General features: G+C 43.6%; 16 protein-coding genes. 9 read left to right on the top strand and 7 right to left on the bottom strand.

What is annotated here, in order from left to right; translation table 11 throughout:
• Nucleotides 1–83 precede the first annotated feature (83 nt).
• Complete coding sequence (locus GM612_RS06465) at nt 84–629, bottom strand: NAD(P)H-dependent oxidoreductase (RefSeq protein WP_173021238.1); 546 nt, start codon at nt 627–629, stop codon at nt 84–86.
• Between the two features lie 220 nt (nt 630–849).
• On the bottom strand, nt 850–1110 hold the full coding sequence (locus GM612_RS06470; protein WP_155431570.1) for a hypothetical protein: 261 nt from the start codon (nt 1108–1110) through the stop codon (nt 850–852).
• Nucleotides 1111–2016: 906 nt separating this feature from the next.
• Between GM612_RS06470 and nhaC the strand changes: the two genes are divergently transcribed.
• The 3 genes from nhaC to GM612_RS06485 all read left to right on the top strand — a co-directional run bounded on the left by nhaC (nt 2017) and on the right by GM612_RS06485 (nt 5272).
• Nucleotides 2017–3411: a Na+/H+ antiporter NhaC gene (gene nhaC, locus GM612_RS06475; RefSeq protein WP_155431571.1), complete on the top strand. Its 1395-nt coding sequence runs from the start codon at nt 2017–2019 to the stop codon at nt 3409–3411.
• A gap of 137 nt (nt 3412–3548) precedes the next feature.
• The gene (locus GM612_RS06480; protein ID WP_155431572.1) at nt 3549–3779 is read left to right on the top strand and encodes a cytochrome b5 domain-containing protein; all 231 of its coding nucleotides are present in this window, start codon (nt 3549–3551) and stop codon (nt 3777–3779) included.
• A 359-nt stretch (nt 3780–4138) separates the two neighbouring features.
• Complete coding sequence (locus GM612_RS06485; RefSeq protein WP_155431573.1) at nt 4139–5272, top strand: AI-2E family transporter; 1134 nt, start codon at nt 4139–4141, stop codon at nt 5270–5272.
• Between the two features lie 1252 nt (nt 5273–6524).
• On the opposite strand, the gene GM612_RS06490 is transcribed toward GM612_RS06485, so the two are convergent.
• Nucleotides 6525–7820: a threonine/serine exporter family protein gene (locus GM612_RS06490; RefSeq protein WP_155431623.1), complete on the bottom strand. Its 1296-nt coding sequence runs from the start codon at nt 7818–7820 to the stop codon at nt 6525–6527.
• 171 nt (nt 7821–7991) lie between these two features.
• Here GM612_RS06490 and GM612_RS06495 point away from each other — a divergent pair, with 171 nt between their 5' ends.
• Nucleotides 7992–8579 carry a TetR/AcrR family transcriptional regulator C-terminal domain-containing protein gene (locus tag GM612_RS06495; protein ID WP_343031830.1) on the top strand — a complete coding sequence of 196 codons (588 nt, stop codon included), beginning with the start codon at nt 7992–7994 and terminating at the stop codon, nt 8577–8579.
• On the opposite strand, the gene yaaA is transcribed toward GM612_RS06495, so the two are convergent.
• Entirely contained in the window at nt 8576–9331 is a 756-nt protein-coding gene (gene yaaA / locus GM612_RS06500; RefSeq protein WP_155431574.1) for a peroxide stress protein YaaA, read from the bottom strand. The genes GM612_RS06495 and yaaA overlap by 4 nt on opposite strands.
• A gap of 1115 nt (nt 9332–10446) precedes the next feature.
• Between yaaA and GM612_RS06505 the strand changes: the two genes are divergently transcribed.
• Nucleotides 10447–11100, top strand: a complete 654-nt coding sequence (locus tag GM612_RS06505; RefSeq protein ID WP_155431575.1) for a matrixin family metalloprotease — start codon at nt 10447–10449, stop codon at nt 11098–11100.
• A gap of 187 nt (nt 11101–11287) precedes the next feature.
• Here GM612_RS06505 and GM612_RS06510 read toward each other — a convergent pair whose 3' ends face one another.
• From GM612_RS06510 to GM612_RS06520, 3 genes are read right to left on the bottom strand one after another with little or no spacing between them, the layout of a single operon-like run.
• Nucleotides 11288–13039 (bottom strand): choline/carnitine O-acyltransferase, encoded by a 1752-nt coding sequence (locus GM612_RS06510; RefSeq protein WP_155431576.1) that lies wholly within the window; start codon nt 13037–13039, stop codon nt 11288–11290.
• 1 nt (nt 13040) lies between these two features.
• The gene (locus tag GM612_RS06515; protein ID WP_155431577.1) at nt 13041–13226 is read right to left on the bottom strand and encodes a hypothetical protein; all 186 of its coding nucleotides are present in this window, start codon (nt 13224–13226) and stop codon (nt 13041–13043) included.
• A gap of 17 nt (nt 13227–13243) precedes the next feature.
• On the bottom strand, nt 13244–14779 hold the full coding sequence (locus GM612_RS06520; RefSeq protein ID WP_155431578.1) for a BCCT family transporter: 1536 nt from the start codon (nt 14777–14779) through the stop codon (nt 13244–13246).
• 272 nt (nt 14780–15051) lie between these two features.
• Between GM612_RS06520 and GM612_RS06525 the strand changes: the two genes are divergently transcribed.
• The 4 genes from GM612_RS06525 (at nt 15052) to GM612_RS06540 (ending at nt 19562) form a co-directional block, all read left to right on the top strand.
• Complete coding sequence (locus GM612_RS06525) at nt 15052–15702, top strand: hypothetical protein (protein ID WP_155431579.1); 651 nt, start codon at nt 15052–15054, stop codon at nt 15700–15702.
• Between the two features lie 2021 nt (nt 15703–17723).
• Nucleotides 17724–18113: a GntR family transcriptional regulator gene (locus GM612_RS06530; RefSeq protein WP_155431580.1), complete on the top strand. Its 390-nt coding sequence runs from the start codon at nt 17724–17726 to the stop codon at nt 18111–18113.
• Nucleotides 18091–18801 carry an ATP-binding cassette domain-containing protein gene (locus GM612_RS06535; RefSeq protein ID WP_155431581.1) on the top strand — a complete coding sequence of 237 codons (711 nt, stop codon included), beginning with the start codon at nt 18091–18093 and terminating at the stop codon, nt 18799–18801. The genes GM612_RS06530 and GM612_RS06535 overlap by 23 nt, the downstream gene beginning before the upstream one ends.
• Nucleotides 18798–19562 (top strand): hypothetical protein, encoded by a 765-nt coding sequence (locus GM612_RS06540; protein WP_155431582.1) that lies wholly within the window; start codon nt 18798–18800, stop codon nt 19560–19562. Before GM612_RS06535 ends, GM612_RS06540 begins: the two co-directional genes overlap by 4 nt.
• Nucleotides 19563–19722 lie beyond the last annotated feature (160 nt).

A 19722-nucleotide genomic window follows, 5' to 3' on the forward strand; every position in this document is an offset into this window, starting at 1 on the left:
TGACTGTATTTTAATATTAGCCCTTGAATCACGGTCTAAGTCAAACAATTTGAACGATTCGTACGGGGATTTTATTTTGACCACTAGAGCTTAGCCAATTCGTTTAGGAGGGCAGCCTTAATGAGTGGAATCTGAGCGGCGTTATAGACGTCGAAATAGACCTGGTTGTGAAAGTTTTGACACTGGTCAATGCCGACGTACCGGAACGAAATGTCCAGGGGCTGTAACAGATCCGGTACGGTCAATCCTTTAGTTAACGCGTTATTGGGCGCGTAGGTTTCCGGTACCGCCGCCAAAGTGGTGACGTAAGCGAACTGTTTACCGGTCATCAAGGCAACCGGCTGACCGTTTTCATCGGCGTCGTAGAACTTGTGTAGGGCAAAGACGTCATCAATATAGCGTTTTAGCCCCCACGGCACCGCATACCAGTAAAGCGGGAAAAATAACAGGATCAAATCGGCCCAGCGAAATTTCTCGTATTCTTCGCCAGCTTGGTAGTTGGTCACAGCTGTCAGTTGGAGATCGTTGTGAGCTGCTAGCGTGTTTTGGCTCAAATCCACCAGCATCTGGGTCAGTTTACCACCGGCATCGGGATGGGGTGTGTAGCCATTGATCAGAAGAATTTTCATTGCGGTTACCTCTTTTGGCACATGATATGAGTTGAGTTCATGTTGAAGGTTAGGCTTAAATGCACGATAACGGTGCTGGCATTTGAAGTCTACCATCATCAAAACGGCTGGTAATTACCCCACGATTCGTTAAATAACTGCTGTTAAATAAGTTTCAGTAGGCCCCCTCTTGAGAGAGACTACCAAGGCTAGCCAGCTTTTACCCGCCAGCACTTATATTTTAAAGCAGATGGGGATCATAGAAGGGGCGCTCAATGTTACCCCGGCCAAAACGACGGTGAACTTTTTGCTGATGCGGCTGTGCACCCTTAACGCGATTTTGACGTTGGTGAAAATGAGTTCGGGGTGTAGCAGTTTTCAATGCAGAAGGCACTTTGCTGACTCTGGCTTGACGAGGCTCTCGCTGCCGTGGTGTGTGAATACTTAAGTGCCGTTTTTCACTCGAAAAAGAAACCTGATGACGATCAAATAATTTTTTCAATTCAACCATTCTTTCTTAACGTTTGATTCCATTATACCGGTCTTTGGTCATTATCTCAAAAAGTTACTGGGCATCGTATGCGTCAAGTTCTTCTCGGTAACTTCTCAAATAGAGTTCTATGTCATGCTGTGGTGCCTGGTTTGCGTAGACTGCCGATTCCGGTAGTCAGCCAGGTTCCTGCTGTCGCGACACAGCATCCACCTAGCAGCCTACCTCCATCTCCGTTGTTCGCTTTGCCACGGCACAGATCTGTTGATCCCATAATTCTAAGCAAGCTGCTTGGACTGCGCAGAAGATGACGCTAAGTTCCGTTATTAATAGGCATTCAATCTCTAATAATGATGTTTGAGTCTTTTAGTTAGATTCTAAATCTGCTAAAATTTGATTCATGGAAGGCTCTTACCCCTAGTTTTTTAAAGAGAAGGGCTCTTTCTCTGTCAAGATAAACCCTAAAATTAGTACATATATTCACTACCGAGATAAATTTTACACTAACCTGGGTATCAAAAAGCGGTTTGATCAATCAACCCGACTTGCATTTTTGAAAAACTCGGTTATAATTCTAATTAATATTTAATGTCGAGATTACAAATTGAGTAGCATCTGATCTGGGTGTCAGGAAGTTGGCGGTGGCTGCGAGCCAATCAGGGTCAGAAGAGCGAACTACGTAGAGATCGACGCTGGGTAACGCTAGAACCATTATTTTCTGGTGAGTGGTGTACAAATGTACACAATTTGGGTGGTACCACGGTAGAAGTCTAATCGTCCCTGTTGCAGTTAATGCAATGGGGACGATTTTTTATTTGGAAGGGGTAAGCGAGATGAGAACGACAAGCGGCGGTATGGCACGATATTGATTGGCTCACAATGGTTGAATGACGGGTTCAGACAAAGAGAGGTCAATTGATGATGAAAAAAATTTCTTTAAGCTTACGAGAAGCAATTATTATGTTGGTGATCATTTTATTTATCATGGGCAGTGGGGTGATCGGTTTAGGACTATCACCGCAAGTGCCTGTGCTGCTAGCCATTACCGTGACGATTTTTTGGGCCAAGTTCAAGGGCTTATCCTGGGATGCAATTAATAAAGGCATCAAAGACGGGATCGATAAGGGGATTATTCCAATCGTGATCTTCATCTTGATTGGTGCCATGATCAGTACCTGGATCGCATCCGGCACCATTCCAACCTTGATGGTGATTGGTTTTAGAGCCATTAGTGCTCAGTGGTTTTTACCCACCGTCTTTCTAGTTTGTGCCCTCGTTGGATCAGCCGTGGGTAGCTGTTTCACCGTTGTTTCCACGGTGGGCATCGCCTTCTTCGGTATCGGTGTAACAATGAGTTTTAACCCGGCTTTGGTTGCGGGTGCCGTTATTTCTGGCGGGATCTTCGGTGATAAATGCTCACCGCTTTCTGAAACCAGTAATTTAGCTGCAGCCGTCGTTGATACGGATCTGTTTGATCACATGAAGACGATTTTATGGTCCACCGTTCCCGCTGCTGCAATCAGCACCGTTGCATTTGCCATTCTTGGCTTCGGCCACAACCACGCAGACCTAGATAAAATCAACACAACGGTGGCGGCCTTAAACCAAAACTTTCATATTTCATGGGTCACGCTCATTCCAATTGTTCTAGTCTTTGTCTGTGCCGGCTTTAAGATGGCTGCCATTCCGACGATGCTGTTAAACGTGCTGGTTTCTGGTGCCATGATGTTTATCAATAACCCATCGTTAAGTGTCAATAAAGCAAGTACGATCATCACTAACGGCTTTGTCGCTAAAACGACCAACAGTGAAGTTAATCTGCTGCTATCTCGTGGCGGTATCGTCAGCATGATGCCAACCGTTGCCCTGATTGTCTTAACCCTGTCACTTGGGGGCCTGTTAGTCAACTTTGGTTTGATCAGTGCCGTGATGACGCCGTTAGCAGCGCATCTGAATTCCAACGCGAAATTGATCACAGCCGCACTGATCTCCTGCCTAGGGATCAACGTTTTTGTTGGTGAGCAGTTTCTATCAATTATCCTGCCAGGCCGTTCCTTCAAGAAAGCCTTTAACGATGGGGGCTTAGAAAGTTCAGCTCTGGGGCGGGTCCTTGAAGATGGCGGTACGGTTCTCAACTACTTGATGCCCTGGGGTGTCGGTGGCGTTTTCCTAGCAAATACCCTGGGAGTGCCAACGATTCAGTACCTGCCATTCGTCTTCTTCAGTCTATTATGCCCAGTTATGTCGCTCGTCAGCGGCTTTACTGGAATTGGTCTTCACGTCCGTAAGCCGATTGCTGAAGTTAACGCCTAATAGTTGAGCCATTGCTTAGGTGACGTTTGCTATGAAGTGTATCAAAATTATTCATGTTTTCGAGCTGATTTTTCAGGTGATAAATGATACACTGGATTTAAGTACAAAATTAATAACTTTGAAGGGGTGGCTCAATTATGGCATTGAATTTAACTAAGGAACAACTGAAGCAGTACGATGGTAAAAATGGTAACAAAGCTTACGTTGCAATCGACGGTACGATTTACGACGTGACTGATGTTGACGCCTGGAAGGACGGCGCACATCACGGCCATACAGCTGGTAAAGACCTCAGTGATGCAATCATGACAGCTCCTCATAAGAAGAGTGTTCTGGCCAAGTTACCAGTCGTTGGCAAATTAGTTTAAAATTTAATAGGTGTACTTTAGTTTGAGTGTTTCTGTTTGATTCATCATTAAAGCTCATAACTCGAGTATGAATGATCCCTTTATAGTTGTCGGATGATGGCACATGCTTCATCTAACCATTATGGAGGGATTTTTATTATTTAAATTTTTAAGTGACTGGTCTCGAAATACTGCCGTTCTAGCGCTTGAATAACTGGATTTAACGACGTTAGTAATGGCGTGGTACCCTGAATTTAGATGGCGTTAAGGGCCACATTAATTTACTTTTTTTCAGGTAGACAATGTCAAAGAAGTTTTAGTCAACTCGGTTCAGATAGGTTACACTATAAGTAATCATTTTGACGTTTGGAGGATTTAATATGACGGTTTCCAGATCCACACTGATCAAATCAAGCATTGTAGTTGCCATCTTTCTGGTTTGCATCATCTATCCGGGTCAAATCTTTGGCGCTCTCGGTAAATTGGTCTCAGTGCTGAACCCATTGATTCTGGGTGCAGTTCTGGCATACTGCGTGAACTTACTGTCCCGTCAGCTAGAGAAGTGGTACTGGCCACATGCCGAACAGAAATTAGCCCGTGGATCACGCCGGCCGTTAGCTATTCTAACCGCTCTGGTGATCATTATTTTGATCATTGCCGGGGTATTGCGGCTCGTAATTCCGCAATTTGCGGAAGCCATTAACGGCTTTTTCAAGACTGCTCCCAGTACGGTCAATGACATTGTTCGTTGGCTAAATCAATTTGATCAAAATAACGCCATTAGTCAACGGATTTCAGCGGCAACCGCTTCCTTTAACTGGACGTCCATTCAGCAAAAAGCGACGAAATACCTAACAGCAGGTGCATCTGGGGTCTTCTCCTCGACTGTTTCCATCTTTAGCAATATTTTTTCAGGCGTGGTTAACTTTGTGCTCGCATTTGTTTTTTCCATCTATCTGATTAGTGGTAAGGAAAAGATTGGTGGTTGGTTAAACCGTCTAATGGATGATTTTTTACCCGTTAAATTTGTTGCGAAGACCCGGTACGTTATTAGCGTGACGAATAAAATGTTTTCAAGCTTTATTGCTGGTCAAGTGTTAGAGGCTTTCATATTGGGTACGCTATGTACACTTGGGATGCTCCTATTCCGCTTTCCCGACGCTTTATCGGTTGGTGCGTTAGTTGGTGTGACCGCTTTGATGCCAATGATTGGTGCTTGGATCGGTGGCATCGTCGGCTTTGTGCTGATTGCCGTTTCGTCGCCGCTGCAAGCGATCCTGTTTGTGGTCTACATTTTGATTCTGCAGCAAATCGAAGGTAACTTGATTTACCCTCGGGTCGTTGGTGGCACGATTGGTTTACCGGGTATTCTAGTGCTAGCAGCTATTACGATCGGTGGCGGATTAGGAGGCATCGTTGGGATGTTGCTGGCGGTACCGATCACCGCCACTTTGTACCGTCTGATGCGCCACGCGACGTTTAAAAAAGAAGGATTAGAAGTTAAAAATATTTAGTCGAAAGCCCAACTGCGGTTGGACTTTTTTGCTGGCTGAATGGTTGGAAAATACAACATATGTGATTAATTTAACATGATTTAAATAAGTCACTCTTTGCGGAATTTATTTTTAGTTTTAGTTTTTTATTGGTACACCAGACTTTTTCAGCTATGGAGAAAAATTTGATTAATCGAAATAATGATGGATATTTTGATATTGTGAATCATTAAACTAGAAATTGGTTCCTAATCGAACTATACTAAAGATGGTTCCAAAAAAGGAACCAAACCATTCAAAACCGACAGAAGATTTTCAAAATTCTTCCTTTTGCTTGGTGTGAGTAATGGTAGTTCAGCGCTCAATAGAGCACTGAGGACAGGCGCAGATTTTAGGAGTAGGGTCTGAACCTTTCATTAACTACTATTGGGCGCTAATGAAGTGCGATTCCTCATTTGCAGTCTATCGCTGCAGAAAATAACACCTTTGGGAATTTTCCCTTGGGTGTTGTTTTTTGCTGTTTGGTTTTTGAGTTTTATATTGAGTTATTGGACTGCACGAGGTAAGGACTTGCGTGTAGGCAGCTCTTAAGCGCACCTTATCTACTTAGCCGAATCGGGCTGCACAAGGCAAGGACTTGCGCCTAAGTCCACTCTGCCATAATTCACGGCACAACCCGCCGCAAATTCTGCCAGAGTTGCCTTACGCTCCAGTCCTTGAACGCCTTGTTCCGCACCTTAGCCGAATCGGGCTCCACAAGGCAAGGACTTGCACGTAAGGCCACTTCGACATAATTCACGGCCAAACCCGCCGCAAATTCTGTCAAAGTTGCCTTACGCTCCAGTCCTTAAGCGCCTTGTTCCGCACCTTAGCCGAATCAGGCTCCACAAGGCAAGGACTTGCACATAAGCAGTCCTAGTCAAAAACCCAGGCAACCCACCTGGCTTTCTGCCTAGGCCCGCTTACGCTCCAGTCCTTAAACGCCTTGTTCCGCACCTTAGCCGAATCGGGCTCCACAAGGCAAGGACTTGCACATAAGGCAACTTCGACACAATTCACGGCACAACCCGCCGCAAATTCTGTCAAAGTTACCTTACGCTCCAGTCCTTAAACGCCTTGTTCCGCACCTTGTTCGACTACATAGACTAACTGGGCTCCACAAGGCAAGGACTTGCACATAAGCAGTCCTAGTCAAAAACCCAGGAAACCCACCTGGCTTTCTGCCTAGGCCCGCTTATGCTCCAGTCCTTAAACGCCTTGTTCCGCACCTTGCTTAATCAAAGTGCCTCCAATCATAATCCATCAAGTACCTTGCCACAAACAATCCCAGCGGTAAGAACATGATTATTAACGCCGCCCTCGTCAGCCACAACGCGCCATTTCCAATCTGATTCAACCCAATATCATAAATGCCCCGATAGATATACAGTCCCGGTACCATAATGACTATCGACGGTACCGTTAACGAGATTCTTGGATACCCGTTATACCGGTTGATCGCTGACGCCAACAATCCCGCCACCAATGCGCCGATGAAGGCCGCCGCCGGTGCCGGCATCGTATTGAATTCGACCAATTCCAGCCGCAAGGTATTTGCCACCGCACCAATCAGCCCCGCCGTTATCGCCATTCTCTGGGAGCTATTAAACATCATTGAGAAACCGTATACTCCAAAAAAACTCGCCGGTAACCGCAATAACATCAGCACAATTGGACTCAAGCCTAACGCCAGGAAGTTTTCCGGTTGAAAGTTCACTATTAGCGCGATCAGCCACCCGACTAGAGTAGCTACTACCGTAATCATTACGGCGTATGAAAGCCGTTCCATTCCCGAACGCATATCTAGTTTCGATAAATCCAAAAAACTAGTGATGAAGGGGAAACCCGGAATTACGAATAACATTGCTCCAATGTAACCAGCCTCATGACCGTTCGCAATTGGGAAAAAGAGGTTCATTCCCTTAAAGACAAGTAGGTAGGCAATTTCAGCTACGGCAACACTCAGTGCGATGCTGGCAACGGTTGTCGCGTGTCGGCGTCCCATTTCACCGCGCAACCAATTACCAATGCCGGCACCGACGAAGGAACAAATCATTTCGATCCAGCCACCACCCAGTAAAAAAATAAATGAGGCACATGCCATTGCTGCAGCCAGGCCCTTGATAATTGGTGTGTAATTACCCGGTGTTTTTTGAATCTTATCAAGTTCGCGGTGCAGTTCGCGCACCGTCATGTTGGAATATTTTGCTTCAAATTCTCTGACGAAAGTTTCCAATGTATATAAGCGATCCGTGTTGACACCAGTGTTAGGTAACGCCAGCACCTGCGAATAACTATGTGAAGGGTCAAAACAAGTCAGGCTGATCGACGTTAGTCCAATATCGGCGGAACAGGTGAGATCCAGCGCTCGAGCCACAGTGTCCATGGCTTCACGAACCCGCCAGGCTCCAGTACCGCAGGAGAGCATCATAATGCCGACCCGACCGACAATCGATGCGCGGCCTTTTACCCGCGCATGACGAACACGGTCATCTTCATTGATGACAAATTCCTTCCACGGAATCGCCATATGGTGTTGATCTGACGGTATGTAATTGTGAGATTCATCCTCAGTTTCTGTCACGTTTTTTTGACCTCCATCTAAAAGTGTTCCTTATATTATAGTCACGAGACGGCTCTTTTCACAAGCGACAGATTATATGTTATGTTTGTTTCATTAGGCATGGAAGGAGTCGATGACGTGACAACAAAGGAAAAAATTATGGCTGCGACTAAGCAGTTAGTGGCTTCGCAGCCGTTTAATAACATCACTGTCACGACAATCATGACGGTGACTGGCATGCGCCGTCAGTCATTTTACGATCATTTTCGGGATAAATACGACGTGCTGGCGGCCATTTATTCCACCGAAGTTAAACGAGCAGTTCGCTATTGCGGCAACTACCGCTTTTGGCCGCAGACCTTGCTTTCAATGTTGCAGTACTTTGATGATAACCGATACTTTTACCAGCACGTCTTAAAACTGGATGTGCAAAACGCGCCCGAAGAGGTGATCAAGGCGCATTTAAGGTCAATGGTCGGCAGTATCTTCAAAAGCCTTGGCGACTATGAGAAGGTCAGCATTGATTCAGACTACTGCTCATTTCTGCAGGGTACGCTAGGCGCTGCACTGTATCACTCACTAAAAAAGTGGTTGTACGAATCAAACGCGGTGAGCCTGCAAACCGAGTACCAGTTTTTGAAATACTACCTTGAAGACGGCATCAATGGCTTTCTGTTACGCACTCGGCGGCTAAGTCCCTCGATTCAGCAAAATGAAATTGCTTAATGATGCCGCTCATTATTAATGAACACCAGTTTCTGGGCAGTCGAACGTTCAGCATCGAAATGCCAGTCCGGGTGATCAAAACGTTTGATTCCCTCTATATTATGAATGTCATGTTCAGCTAAATAACGAACCATTTCACCACGAGCCATTTTGGCTAACGTGGCCTTTGTTTTTAATTTGCCATCAACTAGGGAACCGAAGACTACGGTGACCAGTTGATCCTTAGGTTTCAAAAAAGGCGTGATGGTTTTGGCGTATTCTTGTGATGCCAGGTTGAGAACCGGCCCGGATGTAAAATTCAGTGTACGGTATAGTTTGTCACCCCAAAATGCGTATAAATTAGGTTGGCCGGTAACAGTGAGTTTAGCTTGCATTTCTAAGCGATAGGGCACCACGCCGTCAAACGGGCGCAAAATGCCATATAAGCCAGACAAAATTCGCAGGTTGGCTTGCACGTAGTTTAAGGCGGGTGCAGTAAAGATATCCGGCGCCATATACTGGTATTGAATACCGGTATAGCTTAAGATGGCAGGTGTGAGCTGATGATCCAGATCCATCTGCTGGAGCCAGTCAAAGTTTGGCTGAGCTAATTTGTCGCTACAGTGCCACATGGATTTGGCGGCTGGATAGTCGAGCTGACGCATTGCGGCCAAGATTTTACGGGCCTCATCCAGATATTGGGGCATACCCTGAATCTCGAAATCGTTAGTGTTGACGACCATTTTCTTTGTTGGTGCGACAATGATTTGCATTGGTCTTCCTCCTAAAATGACAATAGTTATAGTATAGAAGAAGTTTTTCCAATTGTCTGAAAAAAATTATCAGTTTCTAAGAAGCTTAGGAATGCCTTTAAATTAGGTTTATTCCCCGTGATTTTGGCCTTTTCTAAAGTTTTGAGACATCAAGTTATTCAAATTCACTTGCACAAATATATCGTTGTATGTATAATTACGTTTGTAAGAAAGTTGAGATTAGTTACTTATAGATATAAATTGCTCAGCACTAGACCATTGTCTGGTGACACGACCCGGACAGGAGAGAGACCTGACCGGGTCGTTATGCTCTCAAAAGTAATTTTAGTAATAATATCAATTTTCACTACCTTTTGATTTGAGTCTTCAAATCCCTTTTTAAGTTAAATAACCCCCCATTTTTAACTTTAGGCTGATATTTATCAGCTTTCCCCCATACGACATTTCAGTCGTGTTAATGTGGATTCCATGTGAGTCACATTCAATAAAGGTGATCAATAAGTTAGTTGACTGCACTAAGTGGTCGTTGGTAATGTCTCTACCATGATGATTTCAATGCTGAGACAGTAACGAGTTGGTTAAAAGGTATGGATGTTTCATTTCTAGTTTGAAAAGATGTCTAACGAGTTCTTCGTTAGGCATCTTTTTTGAATAAATTTGTAGAATTTGCTAGGGATGGACACAAAATCATGAATTATCTTTTGATAATTGGTAAATGAATGGTCAAAATTTAAATTTTTTTCACTTGTGAAAATGAGTAATTAGTCACCTTAAATTTGAATTTGTTATAACATCTTTTATGTTATGAACGTTGACAAACCAACACTTATAGATAAAAGCGTGCGAAAGTCAACCTTTCACAAACATTTTTCTTCATAGATTTGTAACACTGCTGTAATGGTATCAACCAATTTACGGTGTTATAGTGCCTTTGTTGCGTTAGTTATTGGGGGGTCAATATTTAACACACGGGGACAACATTAATATTTGTAACATTTGAAGGCATCATCTCTAGGAAGTGTGACTCTCTCTCACACAAAGTTTTTGGAGGGATGATTAAGAAAAAGCTGATAGTCGAGACACCTATTTTCTAAAAAAGGAGACTTATCAGTCATATGAATAATCATTCTGTAAGTAGTGTTTTAGTTGTTTTAGCAGTCGCATTAGGTTTGAGTGTAACAGCAGTTCCAAGTAACACCAAGGCTAAGATGAGTCATTCAACGGATGCCACCAAGGTCGTTAAGCGTGATTCTCAACGAGGTAGCGTTTCATCGTTGAACAGTCCCGCTACCGGCTCAGCCAGTGTTACACCAGCGTCAAAGCGGTGGAAGTCCACAACGGTCACATACAAGATTTCCAGCGGTTCAAGTTATTATACAAACATTTGGAAAAACGCGGTCAAAAAGTGGAATGCCGGTGGTGTGGTTAACTTAGTTCCCACGTCTGGTAAACCGGATATCTCGTTATCAACCTGTAATTCGTCGTTGAGTAATTCTGGTACAGTTGGTATTACGTATTCCACATACTACAATGGTTCAAAAATGAATAATTTGCAGGTTATGGCCAGTGCTAAATCGTACATTTATCGAAATGTTTCGAAGAAGTTCAAGTATTCCAAGGCGGAAAGAACCAACGTTGCGGAACATGAATTAGGTCACGCGTTAGGCTTACAGCATAACGTAGGCAAGGCCAGTGTCATGTATTACGCAACTCGAGATCGTTCAGTATCAAAGCCTGATATCAAAGGCTTGCAAGAGAGTTACCGTTAAGATAATTGAATAACTAGATATGAAATATCCATTCCGGGGGGAATGGATATTTTTTTTGGTTCAAAATCAACCCGTATTGATAGAGAATTTTTTGTCGGATTAAATTCGAAACGGATTTGGTTCTTTTTATTTGCAGCAACGATAAACACACCGGATTTTATCCATCTCAGAATTCATTAGTTAACGACTACATTGCTTTCAGCCACCCATAAACTTCTTTCAGACTTTCGCGAATCACGGTCAGTAGTTCTTCGGCACCAAACGGATTGGTATCCCAAGCGGAAACGGTTAGCAAAATACGATCGTCCAGAATGCCGTAGTAGATGCCATAGCCGTCATTACTCGTTGGTGCAAAAGAGAAAGTGTCGATCAGATCATAAGGGACGCCAGTTGTCGAAAAGAAATCAGTTTCTAACTGTTTTAAGAAGCCAGAATTAAAGAATTCAGCTGCGTCTGGGAAGGCTGCTTCGCCACCATTTTGCTGCATCATGTATTTTAGACCCAGTAAGTGACGCTCAACGCCGAACCCCTTTTGCGCGAGGTGCACACGATCGGTGTGTTCTGTTACCGCGTGGTCAAACAGCTGCTTGACAGCTGCATCGCGACTTCCAGCCGCGAATGCTTCTGCAAAGTCACGTTTACCGACGTTAATGGAGCGGGCATTTTCCGTTCGGCCCTGATAAAAGGCGCGCATGGAGACTGGTTCGTAGATACTGCGCCAAGCCCCGGTTGTCTTATACTCCGCTAAAGCTAGAGCAGTATGGAAAAAGGCATCTGGACTAATACCAAGTGCTTTCAAGTCTGATTTGCCAAAGATCGTCATTGGATTAGAAGCAAACTGGATGCTTCGAGCCGTTTCAGTATTTTGATGTTGGGCCTCCGCTAACGCTTCTCTTGTGTAGTTATCCAAGCGCCATTTTAGCTGCTGATAATGGGGCTTACCCTTAGCATCCCAAGCATCAGCTGGTTGGCTTAAATTAGCGACCACGGTTTTCAGCAGGTTCAGTGCAGGCACACCGTCAATATCACTGTGCTCAAATGCGATTCCTAGCCCGCCAGAGGTATCAATCACAACTTGAATAGTCTTATCAAAGACCCGCTCATTAGGGCCTAATAACGTCTCTTTGAGGCTAATAGGGGTCTCTTGATCAGCCAAGGTGACCACTAACAGGCTGTTACTAATGCGGTCCAGATTAACATGGTTATCAGAATCACTAGCTAGATGTAGCCTTAGTTTGGCCGCATTGTCACGTGGTAATCCCGTATAAGCACCGACAAAAAAGCTGTCAGTCACTGCATTTGCCATGATCTCCTTAAACGCTTCAGTTAACGAATGCAGTGTTGACACGCGACCGGCATGATCGATCAGGCGGACTTGGTAAAAAGTCTGGTGATAGATCACAGTGGCTTCAACGTTAGTGACCGTTGCTCGGGTTCGTTGAAGACGGTCGCTGCCACTGTGAGGCTGTCGTTGAGTCCGGAAGAAATTTTGGTAGTAGCTCATGTCTACTGCTTGTCCAGTTTTGCTCGTTTCGACCGGGACTTCTTCCTTGGCATAAGCCAGGTACTGGTCAGCAAAGTTCTGCAATAATTTTGCTGCCATGTCGATTTGGTTTAGATCAGGCAGTCGGTCGGGCGAAATCGTTAAACCAAAGTTGGAGGTACTTTGAATCGGCTGTCTGTCCGTTAGGTAACCGTGTCGCCAAATGGGTGCTAGCCAACTGGCATTAGTTTCCGTCCAATTTCGTAACAATAACGCTTGTAACTCCTGTGCATCACTTTGCTGAAACTGTTTAATTTGATCCGCAAACTTGTCCCGCTCCGCCTCACCTAGCAGAGGTGCGGCCCATTCGCTCAACCGCTTTAAGGTTTCATCGAGTTCAGGTAGTGGGAGTTTAGGCAATTGCGGTAGCAGATCTGTCGTGTATTTTCCCGTCATCTTAATCCCTCTTTTCGTCAAAAGCTAACCTAATGATCCAAATAATGACTGCAATAAATAACATGATAATAACCGAGACTAACAGGTTGTGTCCGTAGGAATGCAGGAGCAGCTGCTTGTCCCACGGAAAGTTGGTCTTTGGCACGTACTTGGAAGCTAACTGCATCATTGCAAGTACTAATGGCATGAAAATTCCTCCTCACGTTATTCCTTAGTGATGTCGCCACGTTTATAATCAGCTTGCATCTGGCGGTACATTCCAGAAATTGATAGGAAAACAAAGAACATGAACGGAATGCCGATGATGACACCAACTGCTTTGATGCCGTCCAAGGTACCGGTGACAATGTTGGCGAAGGCAATCATGGTGGTGATGATTGACCACAGAATCGTTCGGTTACGCGGGGCGTTTTCCGGCCCGTTACTGGTCATAATACTGATCGAGATCATCGAACTGGTTGTTGCGGTGGCGAGGAAAATGACCACGAGGAACAAGAAGACGATTCCAGTAATCTGAAAGCCCGGCAGTTCTTGCAGCACCATAATGAAGGACAGGTAGACGTTTTCGGGATTATTGGCAATGAAGTGAATGATCTTGCCATCACCGAAGAATGCGTTCCAAAAACCGTTACCGGCAAAGACACTAAACCAGATGATCAGGAAAAAGGTTGGTACAAGGATCGACATGAACACAATTTGACGGATAGTGCGTCCCTTTGAGATTCGGGCGATGAAGATACCTAGAAACGGTGTCCAGGAGATCCACCAGATCATGATCGTGTTTGGCCAAGAGTCAAACCACGCCTGATCTTGGAACGGAAAGGTCGTGAAGCCGACGGGAATAACGTCGAGAAATGCATGACGGATGTTTTCGGTTACTAACCGCATAATCATTGGGGCGTCAGAAAGTGCAAAGACAAAGATCATCAGCACAACGGCAACAATCGTATTGATTTCTCCCAGTCGGCCCATACCCTTTTGAATGGGTAGAATGGCTGCAATCGTGTAAATAATGAACATGATCAAGAGCAGGACCAAAGAATCTGACAAGCGACTGAACTTTTGACCGGTAATGGCGGTGTAGGCGTTTTGCATTTGGAAGATACCGATGGCAATGTGGGCTGCAATGGTCAGCGATGCTGCACCCGCCGCGATGATACTGGTGACAGTTGCAACGCTAGACCCCCATTTCTTATCTGAAAAGCCCTTTTCGATGGGCGTTCCAGGCAAAAACTTTGCGCCCTTGTAATAGGCAAAGTAGCCAATAACCAGGCCGGCAATCGTATAGATGGACCAAGCTGGTAACCCCCAGATGAACATACTGTATTTGAACCCATTCTCCGCCGCTAACGCCGGGTTAGTCCCGGCTGCAGCAATGCCTTGCGGGGACTGTAAATAGTGCACCATTGGTTCAGCGACCCCAAAATTAACGATGCCGATGCCGATCCCGGCCGTAAACAGGGTACCGATCCAAGCAAACGTACTAAGTTCCGGCTTATCTTCTGGCTTACCCAGCTTGACTTTGCCAAATTTTCCTAACGCCAGATACAGGCAGATGAACAGTAAGATAATGGGCATTGGCATGGTAAACCAGCTAAAAGTCTGGTTATAAAGACCTAACCAGCTCCAAAGAGTGGCGGTCATTGACTTTGGTTCCACCACGGCCCAAATGGAAAAGATCCCGGTAAAGATGATCGATCCCCAAAAGACGGTGGCTCCTTTCCCTAAAAGAGTCTTCACGATTCAATTCCTTCTTTCTGTTGGGAAGTAAAGCAATCACAGGAAAAAGTTCCAGTACTGACAGATCAATCTTACCGGGTGTGATTGCTCCACAAGGTGACAGACGACGGATAAAAGCGCTTTCATCGAATCGTATTATCGCATATTAGGCTTTCATCGTCATGGATTATTGCTTGAGGTGTTCCAGGCCAACAAAAGCCACAGATTATCGTTGAGATTGCTGAGCATCGAGCACAGGGGCGTGTTATTCTGTTATTAAGGAAGTGGTATGAATGGGACTCACAACGGCAAAAAAATTTCTACTCTTAACGGAACGTATTGACCGAAAACCGGCACTTCGAACCCGCTTTACCAGTCAATCCTACTTTGTATTGGCTACGATTTTAGACTTGATCGATACTGGTACATTGGCGGTAGAGCACGACGAATTGCAGATGAAGTCTGACCAACCTAGTTGGCCGTATCTCTCGAATCTATTTAAACAACTCGGACAGGCTGTGAAAGCTGACGCTCATTTAAAGAACGCCTTACAGCCCATTACCAGTTGGGACATTGCCAATCAAATCTATGATGGGATTGGCACTGAACTGCTGTCAGATGGGCAAGTGGAGCGGGTGCCATTTCAAAATAACTTGAAACAGCATATTATTTACGTGCCAACGGAAACTGCCCGAGAGTCTACCAAAAACCAACTGGTTGCGGGATTGACGGCTGATGAGCCAACGCCAACTGCGATGAACTTGTTAGCGATTTTCCAAGCTTCGCAGGCTTTACAATGGGTTATTACAGATCAGCAACAGCGACAATTTATTTTGCAGGAATTGGCGGGGAATAATCACTATTTAAGCCGTAATGATTTCGTGCAAAGTGCTGCAGATGTCATTACTCAAAAGCGTTTCTGGCTGGATTCTTGGCTAAGCTAGATTGGTTCAAGTGACGATTAATGAATTATCGACACACACATTGATATTTTTGTTATAACGAAGCATACATTAATGAAATTATGTGCCACATATATTTGTTATTTTTTATAAAATAGAGTGGAAATATGTTCTAACAAATTCATATTCATTTGGGCTAGAACTGCACTATATTAGGTTTTAAAATCATTTTTATGGAATTGTTCGATTAGAATAAAATTTTATAACAAAATGAAGTATAAGTACTTGACTCTGAAAAGTAATGCCGTTATATTAAGCGTAAGCTAGACCAACCCCCGAGATATCAAATCAGGCAGGGGGCTTTGCCTGATCATTTCTGGCTGGCTATGTGAGGAGGGATAACCGGGAAACAGCGTCGGGATTTCTGTTGTCGTCACATCAGACATTGTTTGTTAGATCAGAATCCGCTACGTGTAATTGGATGCATGGTAGAGGAGGGGTCAAAAGTGAAGAAGTCGGGTGTACCCCAACGCGTGATGGTGGAACATCGACCCTCTTTAGTTTGTTTTAAACCTTATAGCGCCGGTGAACGTTGGTTAAGCAGATGAAGGTCGGTTAGGTTCACGCTATTACGACACCCTGTGACTTAACAGCGGTATAAGCATCATGAACAGTAGAGTTGATTAAACAGTTGCCTGCAAGGCAGCTGTTTTTCCGGTTTTATTCAGTTTTGATTGTTATTACCGGCTTAAGAAGATTGACGTTTCAGGGGAATGGGTATATGGTAACCACTAGTGGGAGGGAATACATTTTGATACTTTTGTAATACTCCTTATTGGTAATTGTGCAGTAAAGTACTTGCTATCTTCGAAATTATGTGCTATGGTGTATACATACTTAAGAATGAAAACAATTAAATTTAATTGTTCAGCTCTAACTTCTGTTAGAACACGACCCGTTCTCGAAGGCATAAAAACCTGTCGAATGAATGGGTCTTTTTTATTCTTAGCAGAAATTTTTGCCAGTCTTGGGGGTTTCATGGATTGGTAAGAATGTCGAGAGAAATGGAAAAGCCTACTATGATTGTTGCAGATACTGTTATTATCTAATGGTCTCAGTGATTGGAGTCACTAACTGTTGGAGCTTTCACGAACGTTTATCGTGAGCGGGGATCAGGACACCTCATACAGTACCGTCCTAAAGTGGTTGGAGGCCACAGCAGTGTAACTTAGAGTGTGTATGGGGATATGCACTTGTCATTCGGTTCTCATAGTTAGCGTGGATCACGCTGTACAATGGAGTCGGCTGTTTTAATTCTTGGAGGAATTAATGAAATAGGTCCGGTCCGATGGTTTATTTAAGAAGAGCTAACCAAATTACCCTTTAAGGTTGTTTGGTTAGCTCTTCTTTGTTTTCTAAATCTAGCTAGCTTCTAGCAGCTAGAAAGATGCTGTTGTGAACGGCTAAAAAGTTCATCAGATCTGACAACTCCCCGAAATTTAATCTTGCTTAGTTTCAGACCGGAAAAGAAAATTATGACAAAAATAAAAGGCCACCCGGGGGAGGGCGACCTTTCTAGGAGTAGGCATTTTCGTGATGGGGTTCACGGAAATTAATTTTACTTTGGAGGAGTAAAATGAAAAAGCTTACTTAATATTTATAACTTCCTATAAATATTAGGTTACTTATAATATAGTCTTTAAATATGAAGAAATTGTGAAGATGGCATAACACTTAAACATTATTACAGATATGTGACGATTCAATCCAGTAAAATACTGGCGTTTACATTCATACAATACATAATAAAAGTTAAAAAATAAGCACTTTTCAAAGTCTGTAATCGACTGTTATGATAGTAATTCTATCGATATATCGTGATATTAAAATTGACTTGAATATTACAATTTAAACACAAAAATGTTTTAAATGACAAATAGATTATTACAGATATATTACATTTTATTTTGACTTAAAAGTTACTTTTAAGCTCTTAAAACTTGCTTTTTATTGTCCTAGTGATATAGTGTAATAGGAAGCTAATACACTAGGAGGTGGGGTAAATGAACTTTGATGATAAGGTACCGATCTACTACCAAATTAAAACGGTTATCTATGACCGTATCATAGCCGGTGAATTGGCGCCAGGCGAGAAATTACCCGCGGTTCGTCAACTGGCGGTGTCACTCACCGTTAATGTGAATACCGTGCAGCGAGCTTTGCGTGAAATGATTGAAGAGGGTGTCGTGACCTCGCAACGTGGCCGAGGAAATTTTGTTACGACTGATACTAACGTTATCGAGACGTTAAGACAAGATTTGATTACGCGTAATCTTAAACAGCTATATGAACGATTACATCGATTAAATATCGATGACCAAGAGATCATTAATGAATTGGTAACTTATATTGAAAGGCGGGCGCGGCAAAATGAAAGCAACGGTAAAAATTAATCAATTAACCTATAAAAAGAATTTGAAAACCATTCTGGCTGATGTATCGTTAGACGTTTCTGGCGATAAAATCATTGGTATATTGGGCGAAAACGGTGCTGGTAAAACGACTCTTTTCAGAATTATTTCGGGAGTTGCTAAAAACTATCGTGGGGATGTTGCGATAAATGGCAAAACTTCACCCGCTGATAGAAAGAGCTTGGTCAGTTACAGTCAGTCACTAGGTGGATTTCCTGAAAATAAACGCATCAGCCAAGTGGCTAATTTTCACGAACAAATCTATCCTGACTTTGACCGTGATAAATATAACCAGATGATCGACTTCTTGAGCTTGGATGTCACTCAGCGACTAGCAGCTCTGTCAAAAGGGACTAAAGAAAAAGTAATCGTTGCACTTACTCTGGCACGCAAGACCAGTGTTTACCTACTGGACGAGCCGTTTGGCGGCATTGATAGTATGAGCCGTAAAAAGATCATCAATAGTATTATTCAGTGGAAGCCAACGGATTCTTTGATGCTGATCAGTGATCATTACGTTTCAGAAATTGCGTCGATTTTGGATGAGATAGTGGTTCTTAAAGATCACACCGTAGCAATTCACAAACGGGCTGATGACGTTCGCCAAGAGAGTGGCAAGTCAATTGAAGACTATTACGAGAGTTTATATGAAGAAGGTGCTCAGAAATGACCAACATGACAAGATTAATACCAACGTTTTTAAAGGAACGTTTTAAAGCTGTTAACCGCCTAATTATGCTGATGCTGACCGCGATTGTTGCTACGGCAGTTGTCCAGTTATTTACAAATGGGGTTTCTAATTGGGAAACTAGTCTGACCGGTGACGTTTCTTTTTGGTCCGGCATTGCTTTCTTCGTGATTTTCATTCGACTGGCATCATTTAATGAACACATTTACGTTAATGACGCCTTCCGATTGATTCCAATTAGTGATACCAAGCTGTACTTATCAAGTTATAGTGCCTCAGCTCTAGCTTTTCTTTATTACGGTGTGATTTCTGCTGTCTTGCATGGATTAGTGGCGTTTGTAACCAAGGGTCAATTGCAAGTCAATTTTCACATTGAGAGCTCGTTCTTTTGGTCTTCTGCACCCGTTGCAGTGCCGATGATCATTGTTTTCTTCTTCCTTGGACTATTACTGGTTTGGATGACAATTTCACTGATTCACCTCATTATGGTCAGTATTGCAGCTTTTTTGCCAGTTGGACGTCAGCGTTTGATTCGGGGCGTTTTATACGTGGTTGTTAGTGTGGTTATTATTCGAGTTGTCATGGGACTCTTCCAGTTATATTCTCAATTTGTGATGACCTCTGGCCTTCAGTTAAACGGAACATCAGTACTGCTTGCTTTTTTGTCGGTCATCATTGTCTTGATACTGGAATCTGCAGCAAATGTGTTACTGATGAAACGCTTCGTTGAAACAGCTTTATAGAATTAATGCTTTAAAAACAATAGGCACTTCGTTTACTCATTAGTCAGCGTAGTGCCTTTCTTTATGTCATTTATGATTTAGACTTTCCCCTTCTAGTGTTAAAAATGAGAATAATTTTCCTATAAATCCCACTTAGTTTTCAGGATGATTTAGTAGTCTG

The sequence above is a fragment of the Secundilactobacillus folii genome (genome assembly GCF_009720675.1).
Lineage (GTDB): Bacteria > Bacillota > Bacilli > Lactobacillales > Lactobacillaceae > Secundilactobacillus > Secundilactobacillus folii.